Source organism: Trinickia symbiotica, from assembly GCF_003028655.1.
Lineage (GTDB): Bacteria > Pseudomonadota > Gammaproteobacteria > Burkholderiales > Burkholderiaceae > Trinickia > Trinickia symbiotica_A.
The window spans coordinates 84,573-106,427 of record NZ_PYUC01000014.1 but is presented as its reverse complement, the minus strand read 5'-3'; the positions used below and the strand labels follow the sequence as shown (position 1 = coordinate 106,427).

The 21,855-nt window shown below is 61.9% G+C and carries 16 protein-coding genes; all 16 read left to right on the top strand.

Features of this window, described 5'->3' with window-relative positions; all coding sequences use genetic code 11:
* Window positions 1–7 precede the first annotated feature (7 nt).
* The 16 genes from C9I57_RS24980 (at window position 8) to C9I57_RS24905 (ending at window position 21,852) form a co-directional block, all read left to right on the top strand.
* Entirely contained in the window at window positions 8–730 is a 723-nt protein-coding gene (locus C9I57_RS24980) for a GntR family transcriptional regulator (RefSeq protein ID WP_107153268.1), read from the top strand.
* A gap of 212 nt (window positions 731–942) precedes the next feature.
* Complete coding sequence (gene rfbF / locus C9I57_RS24975; RefSeq protein WP_107153267.1) at window positions 943–1,713, top strand: glucose-1-phosphate cytidylyltransferase; 771 nt, start codon at window positions 943–945, stop codon at window positions 1,711–1,713.
* The gene (gene rfbG / locus C9I57_RS24970; RefSeq protein WP_107153318.1) at window positions 1,710–2,789 is read left to right on the top strand and encodes a CDP-glucose 4,6-dehydratase; all 1,080 of its coding nucleotides are present in this window, start codon (window positions 1,710–1,712) and stop codon (window positions 2,787–2,789) included. The genes rfbF and rfbG overlap by 4 nt, the downstream gene beginning before the upstream one ends.
* Window positions 2,768–4,111: a lipopolysaccharide biosynthesis protein RfbH gene (rfbH, locus tag C9I57_RS24965; protein ID WP_219909909.1), complete on the top strand. Its 1,344-nt coding sequence runs from the start codon at window positions 2,768–2,770 to the stop codon at window positions 4,109–4,111. The genes rfbG and rfbH overlap by 22 nt, the downstream gene beginning before the upstream one ends.
* Window positions 4,112–4,128: 17 nt before the next feature.
* Window positions 4,129–5,298 (top strand): NAD-dependent epimerase/dehydratase family protein, encoded by a 1,170-nt coding sequence (locus C9I57_RS24960; protein WP_107153266.1) that lies wholly within the window; start codon window positions 4,129–4,131, stop codon window positions 5,296–5,298.
* 7 nt (window positions 5,299–5,305) lie between these two features.
* Window positions 5,306–7,114, top strand: a complete 1,809-nt coding sequence (locus C9I57_RS24955) for a thiamine pyrophosphate-binding protein (protein WP_107153265.1) — start codon at window positions 5,306–5,308, stop codon at window positions 7,112–7,114.
* A 50-nt stretch (window positions 7,115–7,164) separates the two neighbouring features.
* Window positions 7,165–8,385, top strand: coding sequence for a UDP-4-amino-4,6-dideoxy-N-acetyl-beta-L-altrosamine transaminase (pseC, locus tag C9I57_RS24950; protein WP_107153264.1), 1,221 nt, complete (start codon window positions 7,165–7,167; stop codon window positions 8,383–8,385).
* The gene (gene pseG / locus C9I57_RS24945; protein ID WP_107153263.1) at window positions 8,382–9,542 is read left to right on the top strand and encodes a UDP-2,4-diacetamido-2,4,6-trideoxy-beta-L-altropyranose hydrolase; all 1,161 of its coding nucleotides are present in this window, start codon (window positions 8,382–8,384) and stop codon (window positions 9,540–9,542) included. Before pseC ends, pseG begins: the two co-directional genes overlap by 4 nt.
* Window positions 9,539–10,111, top strand: a complete 573-nt coding sequence (gene pseH, locus C9I57_RS24940; protein WP_107153262.1) for a UDP-4-amino-4,6-dideoxy-N-acetyl-beta-L-altrosamine N-acetyltransferase — start codon at window positions 9,539–9,541, stop codon at window positions 10,109–10,111. Before pseG ends, pseH begins: the two co-directional genes overlap by 4 nt.
* Window positions 10,108–11,175 (top strand): pseudaminic acid synthase, encoded by a 1,068-nt coding sequence (gene pseI, locus C9I57_RS24935; RefSeq protein WP_258187809.1) that lies wholly within the window; start codon window positions 10,108–10,110, stop codon window positions 11,173–11,175. The genes pseH and pseI overlap by 4 nt, the downstream gene beginning before the upstream one ends.
* 309 nt (window positions 11,176–11,484) lie before the next feature.
* Window positions 11,485–12,528, top strand: a complete 1,044-nt coding sequence (gene pseB, locus C9I57_RS24930) for a UDP-N-acetylglucosamine 4,6-dehydratase (inverting) (protein WP_107153260.1) — start codon at window positions 11,485–11,487, stop codon at window positions 12,526–12,528.
* Window positions 12,529–12,583: 55 nt separating this feature from the next.
* On the top strand, window positions 12,584–13,546 hold the full coding sequence (locus tag C9I57_RS24925) for a glycosyltransferase family 2 protein (RefSeq protein WP_181321945.1): 963 nt from the start codon (window positions 12,584–12,586) through the stop codon (window positions 13,544–13,546).
* Between the two features lie 213 nt (window positions 13,547–13,759).
* On the top strand, window positions 13,760–15,466 hold the full coding sequence (locus C9I57_RS24920) for a glycosyltransferase family 2 protein (RefSeq protein ID WP_107153258.1): 1,707 nt from the start codon (window positions 13,760–13,762) through the stop codon (window positions 15,464–15,466).
* Window positions 15,456–17,483: an O-linked N-acetylglucosamine transferase, SPINDLY family protein gene (locus tag C9I57_RS24915; protein ID WP_107153257.1), complete on the top strand. Its 2,028-nt coding sequence runs from the start codon at window positions 15,456–15,458 to the stop codon at window positions 17,481–17,483. Before C9I57_RS24920 ends, C9I57_RS24915 begins: the two co-directional genes overlap by 11 nt.
* Window positions 17,480–19,873, top strand: coding sequence for a tetratricopeptide repeat protein (locus C9I57_RS24910; RefSeq protein ID WP_107153316.1), 2,394 nt, complete (start codon window positions 17,480–17,482; stop codon window positions 19,871–19,873). The genes C9I57_RS24915 and C9I57_RS24910 overlap by 4 nt, the downstream gene beginning before the upstream one ends.
* Window positions 19,870–21,852, top strand: a complete 1,983-nt coding sequence (locus C9I57_RS24905; protein ID WP_107153256.1) for an O-linked N-acetylglucosamine transferase, SPINDLY family protein — start codon at window positions 19,870–19,872, stop codon at window positions 21,850–21,852. The genes C9I57_RS24910 and C9I57_RS24905 overlap by 4 nt, the downstream gene beginning before the upstream one ends.
* Window positions 21,853–21,855: the final 3 nt, after the last annotated feature.

Below are 21,855 nucleotides of genomic sequence, written 5' to 3'. Positions count from 1 at the left end.
GTAATGTATGCAAGAGGCGGACACGCCGCGCGGCAAGGTCGTGGTGCCCTTGTTGCCGAAAGTCGAGCGTCAGCGTCTCCACGACATGGTGGTCGAGCATCTTCGGACCTTCATCGTCGAAGGCGTGCTCGCGCCGGGGATGAAGCTCAACGAGCGCGAGCTCTGCGAGCGGCTCGGTATTTCACGCACGCCACTGCGCGAGGCGCTGAAGGTGCTCGCGGCCGAGGGGCTCGTCGATATCTCACCGAATCGCGGCGCCTCGGTATCGAGGATGTCCGAGGGCGAGATTCGGGAAATGTTCGAGCTGATGAGCGGTCTGGAGGCGTTTTCGGGTGAGCTCGCTTGCGAGCGGATCACGGCCGCGGAGCTTGCAGCCATCAAGGCGCTTCATTACGAAATGCTTGCTTGTCGTGAGCAGAACGATCTTTCGGGGTACTACGCGCGCAATCAGGCCATTCATGATCGGATCAACGAGGCGGCGCGCAATACGGCGCTTCGGCAGGTGTATGTATCGATGAATCGGCGGTTGCAGGCGCTACGCTTCCGGTCGAACTTTTCGACGGCGAAGTGGGACAGCGCGATTCATGATCATGAGGAAATGATTCGGGCGCTCGAGGCCCGGGATGGGAAGCGGATGGGCGCCATTCTGCGCGCGCATTTATTGGCCAAGCGGGATGCGGTGTTGGCGCAGGAGGCGGGGGAGCAAAAGGGGGCTCGCGCCCTGGACTGACGGCGATTCGCCACTCGATCTCATCTGCCACGTGAGAGGGGGGCACTCAGGCCGGACCTTCGATCCGGTCACGAATAGAACAATCAACCTTCACTGTATCGCGCTGCCGATACGCCGGAATTGAGGCCCAATCGGGGCGCTGATCGATGAATACCGGCGCGCCGCCCCCTCATAGAATCGCGAGATCGAAACTGGAATGGCGAAGGTGGCTCGTGAAAGCGGTGATTCTGGCGGGCGGGCTTGGGACGAGGCTAATGGAGGAGACGACGGCAAAGCCGAAGCCGCTCGTCGAGGTCGGCGGCAAGCCGGTACTCTGGCACATCATGAAGGTCTATGCAGCGCACGGTATCCACGAATTCATTGTTTGCGCCGGCTATAAGGGCTACCTGATCAAGGAATATTTCGCCAATTACATGATGCATAACGCGGACGTTACGTTCGACATCGCACGCGGCGCGTTTGACGTCCATCATCACACCGCTGAGCCCTGGAGGGTCACGGTGGTCGACACCGGCGAGAAGACGATGACCGGGGGGCGTCTGAAGCGCATTCGTCCGTATCTCAATCGCGATGACTTCTGCATGACCTATGGCGACGGTATTGGCGATATCGACATTTCTTCGCTCATTGACTATCACCGCGGGCATGGTTGCGACGCTACTGTTACGGCTGCGCAACCTCCCGGCCGATTTGGTGCCCTCCATCTCGACGGTGAGCAAGTGGTCTCCTTCAAGGAAAAACCGCAGGGCGATGGCGGCTGGGTCAATGCAGGATTTTTCGTGCTCAATCCGCGGGTTCTCGACTACATCGACGGCGACGACACGCTGTGGGAGCAGGAGCCGATCGAGCGCCTCACCCGCGAAGGTCAGCTACGCTCGTACTTTCACCATGGCTTCTGGCAGCCTATGGACACGCTGCGCGACAAAACGATGCTGGACACACTTTGGAGCAGCGGGTCCGCACCGTGGAAGTGCTGGACATGAGCGCTACGTCGTTCTGGCGCGACAGACGCGTCTTCGTCACGGGGCACACGGGGTTCAAGGGGAGTTGGCTCGCGCTTTGGCTCGGCTTGTACGGCGCCCGGACGACAGGCTACGCCCTTCCGCCACCGACGACACCCTGCCTGTATGACCTCGCGGGCGTCAGTCGGCATCTGCACTCGATCATCGCCGACATCAACGATGCCGAACAATTGGCCAAAGCGGTTCGCACCGCCGAGCCCGAAATCGTTTTTCATCTGGCTGCCCAGCCTCTTGTTCGCGACAGCTATGCGCATCCGGTCGAGACGTTTGCCACGAATGTCATGGGCACCGTTCGTCTGCTCGAAGCGGTGCGCTCGATGCCGTCCGTGCGAGCCGTGATCGTCGTGACGACCGACAAGTGCTACAGGAACGAAGAATGGGTCTGGGGATACCGGGAAACCGACGCACTTGGCGGACGCGACCCCTACAGCGCGAGCAAGGCGGCTGCGGAACTGGTGGCCCACGCGTACCGCTCATCGTTTTTCGGACAAGGTCCTATCGTCGCGACCGCGAGGGCCGGGAATGTATGCGGCGGCGGGGATTTCGCTCGAGACCGGCTATTGCCTGACTTCGTCCGTGCGATCGAGAGAGGCAGCAGTCTGGATATCCGCAACCCCGAGGCCGTGCGCCCGTGGCAGTTCGTCCTCGAACCGTTGCGCGGATACCTAGAAATCGCAGAGCGCGCCTGGCGCGGCCAGACGGAAGTTGCGGAAGCCTGGAACTTCGGTCCCGATGAACAAAGTGCGCGTTCGGTGCGCGATGTAGTCGAAATCTTTGCCTCGCTGTGCGGTGAACACCGTCCTGCGGATATCCGCTTTGACGCCTGCGGGCCGGGGCCGCATGAAGCGACGTTGCTGAAGCTTGACACTGCGAAGGCTCGTGCGCGCCTGGCGTGGCGGCCCTGCCTCGACTTCGAGACCACGCTCGCACTTACGGCGCGCTGGTATCGCGGCTACCTCGAGCGTGATGATTTGCGTGCCCTCTCGGAGCGACAACTCGAACAATACATCCGCCAATCAGACCGACGCGAGAAGTGAACTTGACGAACGAACAACACGCGCTGCGGCGCGAAATCCTCGAATTGGTGGATCGATATGCGCAGCTCAGTTGCGCGCCCAAGCCGTTCGTGCCTGGCGACAGCCCGATTGCCCCGGCGGGCAAGGTCATCGGCGCGAGCGAGCTCAAGAACATGGTCGAGGCCTCGCTCGACGGCTGGCTTACTACGGGTCGTTTCAACGAGCAATTCGAGGCCGAATTGGCACGCGTGACCGGCGTCCCGTATGTGTCTACGGTCAACTCGGGCTCGTCGGCGAATTTGCTGGCATTCTCCGCGTTAACCTCTCCTCGTCTCGGCGACCGCGCGATACGCCCCGGCGATGAAGTGATCGGTGTCGCGGCCGGGTTTCCCACCACGGTGAATCCCATCCTGCAATTTGGCGCGGTGCCGGTGTTCGTCGACGTGGATATCCCAACCTACAACGTCGATTCATCACTCATCGAGGCGGCGATTTCCTCGAAGACGAAGGCGATCATGCTCGCCCATACGCTGGGCAATCCGTACAACCTGAATGTAGTCACCGATCTTTGCAGGAAATACGGACTTTGGCTCATCGAAGACTGTTGCGACGCTCTTGGTGCGACGTACGATGGCCGGCGCGTCGGAACATTCGGTGATATCGCCACGTTGAGCTTTTATCCAGCGCATCACATCACGATGGGAGAGGGCGGTGCTGTTCTTACGCGTGACCCTCAATTGAAGGCCATCGTTGACTCGTTTCGCGATTGGGGGCGTGACTGCTACTGCCAGCCGGGGCGGGACAATACCTGCGGCAAGCGCTTTTGCCAGAAGCTCGGCGAGCTACCCGCCGGCTACGATCATAAATACACCTATTCGCATCTGGGCTACAACCTCAAGATCACCGATATGCAGGCTGCATGCGGACTGGCGCAGCTTGACCGACTGCAAGGCTTCATCGAGCGCAGACGGCGCAATTTCGCGTTCCTTCGCGAGCGTCTCGAGAATGCCGAGGAGTTTCTGGTTTTGCCCGAACCCACGCCTGGCAGCAATCCGTCGTGGTTCGGTTTTCCCATCACGTTGCGCGAGAATGCACCGGTGACGCGCGCCGATCTACTGATGTATCTCGACCAGAAAAAGGTCGGCACCCGCTTGCTTTTCGGTGGCAATTTGCTCAAGCAACCCTACATGAGGGGCCGAAACTATCGCGTCGCGTCCGCATTGACTCAGACCGAAGTGGTGATGCATCGGACCTTCTGGATCGGTGTCTATCCTGGACTCGACGAGTCCATGCTCGACTATTCGGCGCTCGCGATCGAGCAGTTTCTCGGTGTCACATTCTGACGGAAGGTTGATGCGCAATGACGAGGCGCCAATACTCCAGCCCGCTTACGGATGACGTCGCGCCTGTCCTGCGCGACAGCGAACCGCTGTGGCGCCTACTGGACGGTGCATATGTGCTGATAACGGGGGGTACGGGTTTCGTTGGTTGCTGGCTGCTTGAGACGGCGCTCTGGGCACGCTCGCGATTTGGCATCGAACTTCGAATCGACATTGTCGCTCGCCGCCCGGAGCGGCTCACTGCAGTCGCTCCTCATCTCGCGGCTAATCCGGCCGTTGGCCTCGTGCGCGGCGATATTCGTAGTGGCGACCTGCCGCGGAGCGCAGGATACGTTGGCAAGCCGCACGGAACGGATGATCGCCGCGACGGCAATTACACCCACGTGATTCATGCCGCCACCGAAACCAATGTCGCGCTTGACAACCCGCCCCCGCTAGCCGCGTTCGATGCAAGCGTGACCGGCACGCGCCATGTGCTCGACCTCTGCGATCGTGAGGCGGTTCAACGTTTTCTCTTGATCAGTTCGGGGGCGGTTTACGGGCGCGGCCATGACTTTGGCCGGCCGCTCAGAGAAACCGACCCGCTGGCCGGAGTGCGAGGGGATTTGGCGGGAGCCTACGCCTTAGGCAAAGCTGCAGCGGAATTTCTCGCGATGGCCTCCGGCACCGCCCAAGGATTCACCGCCGTTGTGGCGCGTTGCTTTTCATTTATCGGCCCGTACCAGCCATTCGACTCGGGATTTGCCGTGGCCAACTTCATCCGCGACGCACTTGCGGGCAAGCCCATCCTGATCAAGGGCGACGGTACGCCGATGCGCTCCTACCTCTATGGCGCGGACATGGCTCTCTGGCTCTGGACCATCTTGTTGCGCGGCCAGCATGGCGAAATTTTCAACGTCGGGTCAGACAGGCCGATGTCGATTGGCGATTTAGCGCGGCGGATCGCTCACGAAGTCGCGGCGGCATTGCCGGTCCGCGAGCACCCGGTGGTGGTCGCCGGTGCGCCCACCGGTCGCCCGCCCGAAATGTTCGTGCCTGACGTGGATCTCGCCCGGACGCGCCTCGGACTAGAGGTGCTCACGCCACTCGACGTCGCGATCCGTCGTACTGCCCATTGGGCCACCTGTGAAGGTGTGCCGGATCACGCGAAGTCTTGTGCTTTGCGTCCGTTGCCCCCTCCGAACCCGTGAAACGCTCATGAAACTTTCTGACTACGTTATGGACTACCTCGCGTGCCAGGGCACGGACGCGATTTTTACGGTTACCGGCGGCGGGATTATGCATCTGGTCGATTCGCTTGGCCGCAGCGAGTCGATTCGTTACGTCTGCAACTATCACGAGCAGGCGTGCGCAATTGCAGCGGAATCATACGCGCGCGCGACCGGACGCCCTGGTGTCTGCCTTGTGACGACTGGTCCGGGCAGTACCAACGCCCTATCGGCCATTGCCGGCGCCTGGGTCGATTCGGTGCCGGTCATCGTCATTTCAGGGCAGGTCCGACGCGAGCTAATTGCCGATTATTCGTGCGTTCGGCAGATGGGGCCGCAAGAGATCAATATCATCGACATGGTGCGACCGGTCACTAAGTATGCTGTGACCGTCATGGACCCGTCGGCCATTGGGACGGAACTCGACAAGGCATTCTCTATTGCATCGAGCGGCCGACCGGGCCCTGTTTGGATTAATGTCCCGCTCGATGTGCAGGGCGCGCCGGTGAACCTGCCCGCGCCGCAAAAACTTGCTCGGGTAGCAGGCGTCGCGCCCAGTGAAGAAGATCTGCGACGTGTTGTCGACTTGCTGTGCAAAGCATCGCGGCCTGCGATCGTATTCGGCAACGGGATTCACTACGCAGGGGCTGAAAAAGAGGCTCTTACTCTGGTCGATCGGCTAGGCATCCCGGTGCTCACGACGCTGGGCGGCCTCGATATCATTGGTGACGACCATCCGCTATTTGCGGGACGCTTTGGCCCGGGCGGACAACGCCACGCCAACTTTGTGGTCCAGACCTGCGATCTGCTGCTGACGATTGGCGCTAGCATGTCGGTTACCAACATAGGCTTCAACACGGACTCGTTTTCACCGAATTCGACCAAGATCGTAGTCAATGCCGACGTCGACGAGATCCGTAAGATGCGGCCTACGCCTGACGTGGGCGTCACGGCCGACGCAGGCAGCTTTATCCGTGCGTTGCTCGAAGCGTGCGCGAACCGGAGATTGGACGTCGATCCCGACTGGCCTGCCGCTTGTGCTGAATGGAAGCGGCGCTACCCAACCGTGACACCCGAACAGCGTGCTGACCGGGAGTACGTGAACAGCTATCTGTTCGTCGATCGCCTGTCGGACCACTTGCGCGCTGACGATTTCGTGCTGACGGGTAACGCGCTCGACGCTGCATCGGTGATTCAGGCGTTCAAGGTCAAGCTGGGCCAGCGCGTATACACGAATATCAACTACGGTGCGATGGGGTGGGACTTGCCTGCGGCGGTTGGTGCGGCAGTCGCGCGGCGGTGTGTCCGGGGCTCCCGCACGATCCTTGTGACGGGTGACGGCAGTATCCAGTTCAACATTCAGGAACTGATGACAGTCGGCCTGAACCGGCTCAACATCAAGATTTTCGTGCTCAACAATGACGGCTACCAATCGATCCGCGCGACCCAGACGAATCACTTCGCGGGTCACCTCGTCGGTGCGGACTCGAGTTCGGGCGTCGGCAATCCGCGCTTCGAGAGTCTTGCGGCGGCCTATGGCCTCAATTATTGCCGCATCGAAAATCACGATGAACTGGACGCAAGGCTGGAGGCCTGCCTCGCCGAACCGGGGCCGACGATCTGCGAACTCAATGTCTCGCCGAGCCAGCCACGTTCGCCGCGTCTGATGTCACGCCGCACAGCAGATGGAAAGATGGAATCGCCTGCCCTCGAGGACATGTATCCCTTCCTGCCGAAGGAAGAGATTCAACAGAACCTCCGGCGATTCGCAAATGCGTCCACTCGCAGCCCGGGCTGACGCAAATCGCTCATCAGCCTGCAGCGACCGGCAATGAAAAGGAGTAGTCAGTGATCCCATATGGACGCCAGGACGTCACGGCCGCCGATATCGATGCTGTCACGGAAGTACTGCGCTCGCCGTTCCTGACCCAAGGACCTGCCGTGCCGCGTTTCGAAAACGCGATTAGCGCGTATACGGGCGCGCAATATGCGGTCGCCGTCAACAGCGCGACCTCGGCGCTCCATATCGCCTGTCTCGCGCTCGGTCTCGGCCCGGGTGACCGGCTTTGGACTACGCCCGTTACTTTTGTCGCCTCTGCGAATTGCGGTCTGTACTGCGGTGCGTCCGTGGATTTCGTTGATATCGATCCTGCTACCTGCAACATGAGTCCGCAGGCGTTACGAATCAAGCTGGAACGTGCCCGCGAGCAGGCCGCGCTGCCGAAGGTCGTCGTACCCGTCGATCTTTGCGGCCACCCGTGCGACATGGCCGAAATCCGGGCGCTCGCGGACGAATACGGCTTCAGGATAATCGAGGACGCCTCGCACGCAGTAGGCGCCCGCTATCGCGGCAAGCCCGTCGGCTGCGGGGACTATGCAGACATTACGGTGTTCAGCTTCCATCCCGTCAAGATCGTGACGACGGCGGAAGGTGGTGTCGCGGTTACCAACGACGCGACGCTCGCACAGCGCATGGCGATGCTCCGCAGCCATGGCATCACGCGCGATCAGGGAGCGATGAGCGAGCCAAGTCACGGCCCCTGGTACTACGAGCAGATTGAACTCGGCTACAACTACCGAATGACCGAATTGCAGGCTGCGCTTGGTGCGAGCCAGCTCGAGCGCCTCGACGCCTACGTTGAGCGTCGGCATGACCTCGCGCGCCGCTACGATCGCCTCCTCGACGGACTTCCCGTCAGAACGCCGACCCGGCTCGACGAGGGCTATTCGAGCTTGCATCTCTACGTTATTCGCCTTGTACTCGACGAGCATCGGACTGTCTCAGGTTGCACGCATCGAGAAGTGTTCGAAGCGCTGCGCGAGGCCGGAATCGGCGTGAACCTCCACTACATCCCCGTTCACATTCATCCGTACTATCGAAAGCTCGGATTCAGGTATGGTGATTTCCCTGCGTCCGAACAGTACTATCGGGAGGCAATCAGCTTGCCGTTATTCGCGACGCTCAAGGAGACCGAACAGGATCAGATCATCGATGCGCTATGGGCGGTTCTTATGCCATCGGGTACACGTAGTACGTCGATAGGCGCCGGAGCTGGGGATTCCGTGTGAGCACGCCACGCGCAACGCGGGGTGCCGGTGCGTCGAGAACCGCGGCCGGGATTCGCATCGCGATTCGTGCTGACGCGTCGATCAGCATCGGCAGCGGCCATATCATGCGTTGTCTTGCCCTCGCCGATGGCCTGCGTGCCGAGGGAGCCGAACCACAGTTCATCACTCGCGCCCACGACGGCAATCTCGATGCGTTGATCGAAGCGCGAGGCTATCGCGTCCACTCCCTTCGAGGCGATGTCGGCGTGACGCGCAGCGAGCATGTCGCATCCGGCGAGCCACCTCACGCCGTGTTGCTCGGTTGCGATTGGCACAGGGATCTTGCCGACACCGCGCGAGTGCTTGAATCCATCGGAGGTGTCGATTGGCTCGTAATCGACCACTACGCGCTCGACGCTCGCTGGCATGAGCCTGTGAGGAAATTTGCTGACCGGCTCTTCGTCATCGACGACCTCGCTGACCGGGATCACGACGCAGATCTTCTGCTCGATCAGAACCTAGTCGAGCATTCGCAGCAACGCTACCATTCACGAACGGGACCGGGATGCGAGCGGCTGCTAGGTGCGCGGTATGCGCTGTTGCGGCCGGAATTCGCAGCACTGCGCAAGAGAGCCAAGCTTCACGTTATCGAGGGAAAGCCTCGCTTGCTGGTGTTCTTCGGCGGCGTCGACGCGACAGACGAAACCGGCAAGTTTCTCGACGCGTGGTCCGGTAATGAAGCGGCGCGCTTCGTCGCCGATGTAGTGATCGGCGCTCGTCACCCGCGTCGATCACTTCACGAGCAATGCAGGCGGCCCGGAGTGACCGTTCACGGTTACGTTCCTGCGATGGCCGAACTGATGGCGGGTGCGGACTATGCGTTCGGCGCATCGGGAACCAGCAACTGGGAGCGTTTTTGCCTAGGCGTCAATGCGGCTGTCGTCTCGATCGCCCACAATCAGACGGCCATTGCACGATACCTAGGCGAGCAGGGCTGGTTCGACAGTCTGGGCGATGCGCGCGACACCACGCCCGAAACGTACCGCAGGGCGCTGCTCACGCTCGATCCGGCTTCGCCGGCAGCGCTCGCGCGCCGCGAGCGGCTCATGCAGGCAGTCGACGGCCTCGGCGTGCAACGTGTGGTGCGACGCATGCTTGGCAAGCCGGAGGCCCTATGAGCAGGGCAACGCGCAGCGATAGTGGCGACAGCTTGCGCTTACTTCGAGAAGCCGACCTCGAGCAGGTTCTCGCCTGGCGAAATACACCCGAAGTACGTGCCGTCATGTACACGAGCCGCGAGATCGATTGGGCCGAACACGCGGCGTGGTTCGAACGTCTCCAGCGAGACCGGTCGAGATGTACGTGTGTCTTCATGGCGGACGGTGAACCGATGGGCGTCGTCAACTTCACTCACATCGATACGATGATCGGCGAAGCGCACTGGGGCTTCTACGTGCGCCCGGGAGCGCCGAAAGGCATCGGTATCCGACTTGGTCGGGTCGCGCTGGCACACGCATTCGAGCTCCTGAAGCTGAACCGACTGATAGGTGAGGTGCTGGCGTCGAACGAGGCTTCGCTTCGCTTCCATCGCAAGCTCGGATTCGAGCTCGAGCAGATTCTCGGCGCGCACCATCGTGATGGCAACACAGCGCAGGACGTCCACGTTTTCAGCCTGGCGCGCGCGGCTTGGCGGCGGGACCGCGCTACCGACAAGCGTGCCCCAGCATTTCTCGGAGAAACCCCATGAGTTCTAACGCTTCGCCGAAGATGCGAATCGCGGGCCGCGCGATTGGCCGCGAATATCCGCCGTACATCATCGCCGAGATGTCGGCCAATCACAACGGCAGTCTCGACAACGCGTTCAAGCTTATCGAGGCGGCGCGCGCGGCAGGTGCGGATGCCGTGAAACTGCAGACCTATCGAGCCGATACGATCACGCTAGACAGTGACCGCCCCGAATTCCAAATAAGCAGCGGGCTGTGGGCCGGGACGTCGCTGTATCGGCTCTACGAAAATGCCCATACCCCATGGGAGTGGCATAAACCGCTGTTCGAGAGGGCGCGCGCGCAAGGCATCACGATCTTCAGTTCGCCGTTCGACACGACGGCCGTCGACTTGCTCGAGGATCTCAATGCGCCAGCCTACAAAATTGCCTCGTTCGAGGCGGTCGATCTACCGCTGATCCGCTACGTCGCTCGCACGGGCAAGCCGATGATCATTTCAACAGGCATGGCAAGCGCCGAGGAGATAGCCGAGGCAATCGATGCCGCGTACTGCGGGGGATGCAAGGAAGTCGCGATCCTGCGTTGTGTGAGTGGGTACCCAGCGCCGGCGAGCGACTATAACCTGCGCACGATGTCCGACATGATGGCGCGCTTTGATGTTGTGACGGGCCTATCGGATCACACGCTCGATAATATAACGGCGATTAGTGCGGTCGCACTAGGCGCAGCGCTGATCGAGAAGCATTTCACGCTCGACCGTAGTGGCGGCGGCCCGGACGACAGCTTCTCGCTCGAGCCGGCTCAGCTAACGGCGCTCGTGCGTGACGCCCGCACCGCGTGGGAAGCGCTCGGCAGCGTGAGCTATGCGCGGAAAAGCAGCGAGCAAGGGAACGTACAGTTCCGCCGCTCGCTCTATGCGGTGAAGCCTATTGCCGCTGGCGAGCTTTTCACCGCCGAGAACGTTCGCAGCATCCGGCCTGGCTTCGGCCTTGCGCCCAAGCATCTGGACAGCCTGCTGGGACGGCCGTCGCCGGTGAGCTTCGAGCGAGGTGAACCCATCACCGAGAAAGCGCTCGGCGCCTCGTGAGCGACGGTCTACCCGAGAACATCGATCGACGGCCGCGGTATCCGAATGACCTCCGCATCCCCCGGCGCGACCGTTTCGCGAAAAGGCCTGCTCGAGCGATGCACACGCCTGAAATAGCGGGGAAAGTGGCTTTTTCTCGGGATTTTGATGTAGCCCGCGCCACGTAAACTGGTAGCCGTGAGAAACGGGGCTGCCCGGACCCGGCCGGGCGCCGACGATCTACCTCCCGCAAGGCAAGGCAAGGCAAGGCATGGCACGGAAACGTGGTAACCGCGGACGCAACCACCGAGAAAAAAGCAGCGAGACCCTATGAAGCCCTCTGCATACCTGAACAATAAGTCCATCCTGGTCACCGGAGGCACCGGCACGTTCGGCCGCGCATTTGTCGCGCGCCTTCTCAAGGAGTATGAGCCGCGCGAGATCGTGGTTTTCAGTCGAGACGAGTTCAAGCAGTTCGAAATGGCACAGCTTTTCCCGCCGAGCCGCTTTCCTGTGCGCTATTTTATCGGTGACATTCGCGACCGGGAGCGATTGCTGCGCGCGTTCAACGGCATCGATATCGTGGTGCATGCAGCTGCGCTAAAGCAAGTGCCCGCACTCGAAGCAAACCCGATGGAAGCGGTTAAGACAAACATCATCGGAGCCCAGAACATCATCGAGGCGGCGCTCGATCGTAACGTGAAGCGAATAATCGGAGTTTCGACGGACAAGGCCGTCAGCCCTTCCAATCTGTACGGCGCAACGAAGCTCGCAATGGAAAAGTTGTTGGTAGCGGCCAATACCTATACCCGCTATCGCGACATCGGTTTCAGTGTGGTCCGTTACGGAAATGTCACCGGAAGTCGCGGCAGCGTCATTCCTTTCTGGTCGGATCTGATCCGACGCGGCGAAACCACGCTGCCGGTCACCGACACGCGCATGACGCGTTTCCTCATCGATCTCGGCGGAGGCGTCGACCTGGTCTTGCGTGCAATCGAGCATGCCGAGCCTGGCGAGATCTTCGTACCGAAAATCCCAAGCACCAAAATGATGGATCTCGTCAAAGCCTTTCCTGGATCCCCGGAGGCGCGAGTTGTTGGCATCCGTCCGGGTGAGAAGCTGCATGAGGTTTTGATCAGCGAGGACGAGGGGCGGCACACCTATGACATGGGCACGCATTTTGTGATCGTGCCGGAGTTCGACGATCGCCGCTCTGAGCGGCACGCCGTCAAGGTCGGCCGCGCGATGCCGGACGGTTTCTCGTACAGAAGCGATAACAACGGTGACTGGCTCACTCACGATGCGCTCGTCGATTTAGTCAACGACGTGGGCGGTTTCCACGCGTTTTCGGCCCGCAGAGCCGTCGCAGCATAACGCGCCGCTGCGCAACCTTGGCCGCGCCACTCGCGACCGCCCGGAGGCTAGCTCAGTGACCACCGTCAGTATTCTTATCCCCGCGCACCGTTCGGAATTTCTCAGTGAGGCGATTGCGAGCGCGCTTGCGCAGACCTTTCAGGACATCGAGATTCTGGTAGGCGACAACACGCCAAACGGGGCGCTCGAACACATTGTGAGCGCGTTCGGCAGTCCGAAGTTGAAGTACTTCCACCACGGCTTCGACAATGGCGGCCAGAATGCAGCCGCCTTGTGGGACAAGGCGAACGGAAAGTACGTGAAATGGCTGTTCTATGATGACGTCCTGATGCCAACATCGGTTGATTCGCTCGTGCAAGCACTCCGGCTTTATCCGCAGGCTGTGATGGCGTTCCACGAACGCGCGGTGATCGATGCAAGCGGTGCGGTTTTGCTCGCGCCGCAGCGACTTCTGCAGGACGGTCATGCGGGGCTGATAGACCGAAGCTTCATCGTCCGCACCATGGTCCCCCGGATGAACAACTTCATCGGAGAGCCAAGCTGCATCATGCTGGACAAGGATCGCATCCACGCCGCCGAGCTGCGCCAATACAAGGGTTATGTCCCCGGGTTTCTGGGAGACGTTTGCGCTTACCTCGCGGTGGCCCAACAGGGTCCGATAGCGGCAGTGGGGGGGTATCTGGGTGCTTTCAGAAGACACGGCGCGCAGGAGTCGGCGGATGGCAGCCCTATCTTCTCGATGGGGCTCATCGAATGGGAAGTGTTCCTGCGCGGTGAGGCGGCAGACGGAAATTTGTCGCTCAACGAAATCCTCATGGCGAGGCAATATCTCGAACATACGTACTCCTGCTACGTTGCGCGTTTTCCCGAACTTCAGCGGTTCATTGAGGGCCTGTCCGACCTGACGGATGAGCTGCCGAGAAATTTATTCAGTTCGGAGAAATTCCAGGCAAATCTCACATACGCAAAAGAGGTCGTAAAGGCTCGCAACGCTGTTGTGCAACCGAGTGCGGCCTAACGAGCCGCGCGCTATCCGCGAATGCAGCGCTTCGCACTCGAGCCGCACGGATCGGCGTTCCGCGCTCGAGCGGGCTACAGGCGATCAAATTCAAGGAAATGGAGGTCGCCGCCGGCGGGCGACAAGTCTGTATTTTCTCGATTGTCTGCATGCAGCGTTGAGGCTCTGGCGCAGTTACTCTCGACCCATTAGTTCCAAGGAATAAACCGCCTCATGGCAACCGTCAGCATTCTGATTCCGGCGCGCAGAGCCGACTATCTTGGCCGCGCGCTGATGAGCGCCCAGCGCCAGACGTTCGGTGACGTCGAAATTCTCGTCGGCGACGATACGCCCGATGCGGCGTTGCAGCCGATCGTCGAACGCCTCGACGATGCTCGCATCAGCTATTTCCATCATGGCCCGGGCGAGGCCCTTCGCAACGAAGAAGCGCTGTGGGCACGCGCGAGCGGTCGCTACGTGAAATGGCTCGGCGATTCTGACATGCTGATGCCCGAGTCGGTGGAGCGGCTCGTCGATGCGTTCAGCCGCGCACCGGATTCGGCGCTCGCTTTTCACGGGCGGGTCTTCGTCGACGCCAACGACTCGGTCGTCGACACGCCCCGATCGCTCATGAAGGTGAACGAACTGGGCCTTGTCGGCCGTGATTTGCTCGTGAGGGAAATGGTCGGCGAGTTGCGCAACTTCATCGGCGAGACGTCCAATGTCATGATCGACCGGGAACGAGCCAGCGCCGACGATGTCTTTTCTTATCGTGGTTTCAAGCTCGACGGACTCGGCGACGTGGGGATGTACCTGAACCTCGCGGAACGCGCGCCGCTCATCGCCGTCGGCGGGTACTGGAGCATGTCGCGTCGCGATGCGAGCGAGCCAGCGCGTCGGCAACGGACGTACGAGAGCGCGGCCATTTATGAATGGGAGCTCTTCGTGCGTGGCGAAGCCGCATCCGGGCGCCTCACCGGAGCGGCTCTTGCCGATGCAGCGGCGCGCCTGCAGCGAATCTACTCAGCGCGGAAGGGCGATTTTCCGGAACTCGCTCGGCTGCTCGACAATCTCGGTGAGTTTGCTACTGCCGCAGCCCCCGAGCTATTCGATACGGAACGCTTTCGATCGGACTACGCCGCTGCCCGTGCCGCAGTAGCTGCCCGGGCATCGCAAACCGCATTGGGGGCCTCGCCGAATGCGCACGCAGCGGCCGCGATCGCACCGAGACACGCGGACCGTCCGACGTCCGTGACGGCCAAGCCGGTGCGGCTGGTCTGCGCGACGCGCGTTGCGCAGGAGCGCTTCATGAGCGACACGGCGCTCGGCCGTTCTTTGTTGGCGCATCGATACGAGCAGCCGCCGGAGTTATTGCTCTACGCCAACAACTCCACCGGACTGCCGACGCTCTACAACGCTGCCATCGAGCAATCGGCCTCTCATCCGGCCATCCTTGTCTTCCTGCATGACGATGTTTCGATCGTCGATTTTTTCTGGGCCGAGCGTGTTCGGGAGGCACTGCAGCACTTCGACCTCGTGGGCCTCGCCGGCAATCGGCGCCGCTTGCCGCGGCAGCCGGCCTGGGCATTCGGCACGCCGGATTTCAAGTGGGACGACGCCGCTTTCTTGAGCGGTTCCGTGGGCCACGGCAACGGCTTTCCGAGCCAGGTTTCGCGTTTTGGTCCCGCTGGTGTCGAATGCAAGTTGCTCGACGGGCTGATGCTGATCGCGGACAGCGAGCGACTAATGCGAGCCGGCGTGCGGTTCGATGAGCAGTTCGCGTTCCATTTCTATGACGTGGATTTCTGTCGCCAGGCAGAATCAAAAGGGCTGCGCATGGGCACCTGGCCGATTAGCGTCGTGCACGAGAGCGGCGGCGCATTCGGTTCCGCTGCATGGCGCGCCGGCTACGATCGCTATTTGCGTAAGTATGGCGAGTGACGGAAACGAGGCCCAAAAACGGCTCTGCATCGAAACGATCGATGCATTCGGTGCCAACGCCGAGGGCGTCGTTTCTTTGCGTCCGTCGCCGAAAGAGGAGGCGAGCATTCGGTTCGTGCCACCGCCGGCGGTCGGCGTTCGTCCCGCACCGAGCGCTCTCTCGACGCCTGCTTCGGCATCGATACCCGCGCATGACCCCGTGCCCACCGCTCCCGCGCCCATCGAAACCGGTCTAGCTCATCAGCAAGCCGGTCGCTTTGCGGAAGCAGCAGCCATCTACGAGCAGATTCTCGCGGTAGACCCCGATCACCCCGACGCCCTGCATTTGCTAGGTCTCGTCGCTTATCACCAGGGAGACTATCCCCGGGCGATGGACCTGATCATGCGGGCGCTTTCTCACCGCGAAAACGAAGTCTTCTACGGCAACCTCGGCAACGTACTTGCCGCGCGCGGCATGAAGGCCGCTGCGATCGAGAGCTTTTGCCAGGCGATCGTGCTCAAGCCGGACTACGTGCCCGCGCAAAACAACCTTGGCAACCTGTTGCGCGAAAGCGGTCAATTGGCCGCGGCCGTCGAATGCTTCAAGAGCGTGATCCGGCTTCAGCCCGACTATGCGGAGGCTCATAACAATCTGGCCAATGCGCTCGTCGATTTAGGCGAGCTCGACGCCGCGATCGCTCACTATCGTCGCGCGATCGAGCTGTCACCGTACCGCTTCGAGATACGCAGCAATCTGCTCTTCATCGTTGCCTACCGCGAAAACCTCAATCAGGCGGAGTATCTGGCCGATGCGATGGCGTTCGGTCGCGCCGTCGAGACAACGGTCCAGCCGCGCACCGACTGGCGCGTGCCGCTCACGCCCGAGCGCGCGGGGCCGCTGCGCGTCGGGCTCGTTTCGGGCGATCTCAAGGTCCATCCGACCGGCTTCTTCCTCGAAAGCATCCTCGAACATATCGACCGACGGCGTATCGAGTTTGTCGCCTATCCGACGCGGCGTTTCGAAGATTTCCTGACTGCGCGCATGAAGCCGCGTTTCGCCGAGTGGACGAATCTCGCCGGGCTTTCCGACGAGCTCGCCGCGCGCCGCATTTCCGACGACCGAATCGACATACTCGTCGATCTCTCCGGTCACGCAAATTTCAATCGCCTGCCGCTCTTCGCGTGGCGCCCTGCGCCTGTACAGGCGACTTGGCTCGGCTATTTCGCGACGACTGGCCTCGCATCGATCGATTACATTGTCGGCGATCCGCACGTATTGCCGCCCGGTTGCGATGATCAGTACACCGAAAGAATTTGTCGGTTGCCCGACAGCTATCTGTGCTTCACGCCGCCCGACTACGACGATGTAGCCGTCGGCGAGCTGCCGATGCTTGCGCATGGCCATGTCACGTTCGGTTGTTTCAACCACTTGATGAAGATGAACGACGGCGTCGTTGCCGTCTGGGCGCGGATCCTCCATGCGGTGCCGGACTCGCGGCTCTTTCTGAAGGCGAAGCAGCTCGGCGAAGAGAGCGCGCGCCAGTCGACGCTCTCGCGATTTGCGGCCGTCGGCATCGAGGCCGATCGCCTTGTCCTCGAAGGGGCTTCGCCACGCAAGGCGTACTTCGAGGCCTATCGTCACATCGACATCGCATTGAGTCCGTTTCCCTATCCGGGTGGGACGACGAGTGTCGAGGGGCTCTGGATGGGCGTACCCGTGCTGTGCCGCCGCGGCGATCGCTTTCTCTCGAACATCTGCGCGAGCATGCTGCACTCGGCAGGGCTCGAGGACTGGATTGCCGAAGACGACGATGAGTACGTGGCGAAAGCCATCGCATTCGCGAACGATCGCGATGCGTTGGCCGAATTGCGCCAAAGGCTTCGCGCGGAATTGATCGCGTCGCCTCTCTGCGATGCGAGGCGTTTCGCGCGCCATCTGGAAGCGGCGTTCGAGGGAATGTGGCGCGAGCGCATCGGCGAACTCTCGAGAACATCGGCAGCGGGCCCTGGTATTCCGCCATCGGAGCGGGTTCGATGAAGTCGCGAATCAATGCACAGCAACAAAGCGCGCGCGGTGCCGGAAGCGGTCCACAAGACGTCGCGCATCTTTTGAACGAGGCACTGGCCCATCACCAGGCGGGACGCCTCGTCGACGCCAAGGCGCTGTATTCGCGGATTCTTGCAATTGCGCCCAAGCATGCCGACGCACTCCATTTCATGGGACTGCTGGCCTGCCAGATCAAGCAACACGACGCGGGACTCGTGCTGATGCGCGAATCGATCGCGATTCATCCGAATCCGATTTACCACAACAATTTCGGCAATGCGTTGCGGGAGGCAGGGCGGCTGCCCGAGGCGATCGATGCGTATCGCCAAGCGGTGTCTCTCAAGGTCGACTACGCCGAGGCGCACAACAATCTCGGCAACGCACTGCGTGAAAAGGGCGAACCCCGAGCCGCACTCGAAAGCTGCGCGCATGCGATCGAGCTGCGTCCGGGCTATGCGGAGGCTTACAACAACCTCGGCAATGCGCTGAAAGACTTGGGCGAGCTCGCCGCCGCGGCCGAAAGCTACGGCAAGGCGATCTCGTCAAAGCCGTCATTCGCCGAGGCGCATCTGAATCTCGGCCACGTGCGCAAAGCGCAGGGCGAGCTGGAGGCGGCAGTGGCCTCGTACCGGGCGAGCATTGCCTGCGCGCCGAATCTCGCCGCCGCGCACGATAGTCTCGCGACGCTGCTTCTGCGCCGCGGCGATATAAACGGCGCCATCGAGGCGTATCGACGCGTCGTCGAGCTCGAGCCGACTTCGGCTGAAGCGCACAATACGCTCGGCAATGCGCTCAACAATGCGGGCCGCCCTGACCAGGCTGTGCCGTTCTACGAGCAGGCCATCGCGCTCAAGCCGGAATTCGCGGATCCTTACCACAACCTCGCGAACGCGTTACGTCGGGTCGGCATGCCGACGCGCGCCGTCGAGTTCGCCCGGCGCGCGATCGAGTTGCGCGGCGGCGACTCGCCGTCGTTTCACAACAACCTCGGAGCGATCCTCGCCGATCTGAATCAGTTCGACGCGGCGCTACAGGCTCATCGCAATGCGCTCGCGATTGACCCGGACTTCGGCGAATCGCACACTTGCGTGCTGTTCGGACAATCGTACATCGCGAACTGGTCGCCTCAGACCCATCTTGCCGATGCGCGTTACTTCGGCGAGCGGATGGCGGCACGCGCGCGGCCCTATACGCAGTGGCCGGCGCTCGAAGCCATGTATCCGGGCGAGCCGAACGCGCGCTTGGGGCCGAGTGCACCGCATCCGCGCGAGAGACGACCGCTGAAGGTCGGTTTCGTTTCGGCCGATTTCCGAAAGCACCCTGTCGGCTATTTCTTCGAGTGCGTGCTCGCGCAGCTCGACCGCACACGGATCGAGCCAATCGCATACTCGAACGGATTGCAAAACGACGAGCTGACGGCGCGCATCAAGCCGCGCTTTGCGACGTGGCGCCATGTCGCCGACACGGACGATGCAGCGCTGGCCGAGCACATCCATGATGACCGCATCGATATTCTCGTCGACCTCGCCGGCCACACGGGGCGCAACCGTCTGCCGATGTTCGCCTGGCGCCCCGCGCCGGTCCAGGTGAGCTGGCTCGGCTACTTCGCAACGACGGGCCTCGCCGAAATCGACTACGTGCTGGCGGACCGGCACGTTGTGCCGCCAGGCGAGGAAGGGCAATACGTCGAGCGGATATGGCGGCTGCCCGATTGCTATCTGTGCTTTACGCTGCCCAGCGACGTGGCGCCGGTTTCGCCGCTGCCCGCGTCGAAGAACGGATACCTGACACTCGGCTGCTTCAACAATCACAAGAAGCTCAACGACGGCGTGATTGCGGTCTGGTCGCGCGTGCTGCGTGCGCTGCCGGACTCGCGTTTGCTGCTCAAGAATCACCAGTTGAGCGAAGCAATGATTCGCGACGAGACGCTTGCGCGATTCGCCGCGCAGGGGATCGGGGCGGAGCGTTTGATCCTCGAAGGCCCTTCTTCGCGCGACGAGTATTTCGCGACCTATCATCGCGTCGACTTCGCCCTCGACCCGTTTCCCTATCCAGGCGGGACGACGAGCGTCGAAGGTCTCTGGATGGGCGTACCGGTGCTCGGCCGGCGCGGCAATCGGTTCCTCTCGCATCTCGGCGAGATGATCCTGCAAACGGTCGGTCTGCCCGAATGGATCGCGACTGATGACGGCGATTACGAAGCGCGTGCCGTCGCCTTTGCCGGCGATTTGCCGGCGCTCGCCGCACTGCGCGCGGGCTTGCGCGAGCGAGTGGTACGCTCGCCGCTTTGCGATGCGCCGCGCTTCGCGGTTCACCTTGCGCGCGCCTTCGAGCAGATGTGGGAGGCGCGCCTCGAACATGCCATGGAAACGAGCCGATGAGCGATTTCACGATAGAACACGGAAGCGTTGCGCAATTGTTCGAGGCTGGCGTTGCCCATCATCGCGCCGGCCGGCTCGACGAGGCGCGCGCGCTTTACGAGCGCACGCTTGCGGTGATTCCCCGTCATAGCGACGCGCTGCACCTGCTCGGCGTGATCGCGATCCAGCGGCAGCAGTACGCAGAAGCGTTCGACCTCATCTGCCGCGCCATCGAAATCAGCGAGCAGGCCATCTACTTCGACAATCTCGGCTCCGCACTCTTCGGCTGGGGCAAGCTCACGGCGGCCGCGGAAAGTCATCAGCAGGCTATCGCGCTCGATCCGCAGAGCTTTCGCGCGCACAACAATCTAGGGAGCGTGCTTCACCGGATGCGGCTGCCGGCTGCTGCCGCGGCGAGCTTTCGGACGGCCGTTGCCCTGAACGCGGATTTCGCCGAGGCGCACAGCAACCTCGGCAACGTACTGCGCGAACTGGGCGAGCCGCAGATGGCCGCCGAGCATTGCCGCAAGGCGATCGCGCTGAACCCCGAGTTTGGCGAGGCGCACAACAATCTCGGCAATGCACTGAGAACGCAAGGCAAGCTCGTCGAGGCCGCGGAGTGCTACCGTCGAGCGCAACGCCTGATGCCTGAGGAGGCACAGGTTCCGCTCAATCTTGGCATCGTCAACCGCGAGATGGGAAAGCCTGACGAGGGCATCGCGTATTTCAGGCAGGCCCTTGCGTTGCGCCCATCATGGGCCGAAGCGTGGAGCAATCTGCTGTTTTCGTTGAGCTTCGCGGAGAATGTGACGCCCGAAGTCTATCTGCGAGAGGCGCTGACCTTCGGTCGCATCGCATGCGAAACGGTTCGGCCATACGCAGCGTGGTCCATCGATGCGACACCCGGTGCACCGTTGCGCGTCGGCTTCGTCTCGGGGGATTTGCGATCGCATCCGGTCGGCTATTTCCTTGAAGGCGTGCTCGCGCATGTGAATCCCGCGCGAGTGCGGCTTTACGCTTATTCGACTCGACCCATCGAGGATGCGCTGACTGCGCGAATCAAGCCGCATTTTGCCGTCTGGCGTACGCTGGTCGGGCTGAACGATGAGCAGGCGGCGCGCGCGATACACGACGACGGCATTCAGGTGCTCCTCGATCTGTCAGGACACACCGACAGCAACCGGCTTCCCGTCTTCGCATGGAAACCCGCCCCGGTGCAGGCGAGTTGGATCGGCTATTTTGCGTCGACGGGCCTGGCGGCGATCGACTATGTCCTCGGCGACGAATGGGTGTTGCCGCCCGACGAGGCGGGCCATTTCGTCGAGCGCCCATGGCGTCTTCCGCACGGCTATCTCTGTTTTACGCCGCCCGAGCCGCCTGTCGAGATCGACGCATCGCGCCGGGAAGCGGACGCGGCGCCGACCTTCGGCTATCTGGGCGATTTTTCGAAAGTGAATGATCGTGTTGCGGCCGTTTGGGCGAAGATTCTTTCCCGTGTTTCGGGCTCGAAGCTCTTCCTCAAGGCATTCCAATTCGGCAATGAGGCCGAGCGCGAGGCGGCGCGCGCGCGCTTTGCCGCGCTCGGGATCGGCGCGGAACGACTGGTCCTGGAGGGGCCTTCGCCGCGTGCCGAGTATCTGGCCGCCTACAATCGCGTCGATCTCACCCTGAGTCCGTTTCCGTATCCGGGCGGCACGACGACCGCCGAGAGCTTATGGATGGGCGTGCCCGTGCTGTGCAAGCGCGGTGACCGATTCCTGGGCCACCTGTGCGAGAGCGTGGTGAGAAGCGCGGGGCTCGACGATTGGATTGCCGCTGACGAGGACGATTACGTCGCGAAGGCAATCGGGTTCGCGCAGGACCGGCGAGCACTCGCCGCACTGACCGGCACGCTGCGAGCGCGCGTGCTCGCGTCTTCCCTTACCGACGCTCCTCGCTTTGCCCGCACGCTGGAGGATGCCTTCGCGGCAATGTGGCGGGCTTACGAATCCGCTGCCTAGTGC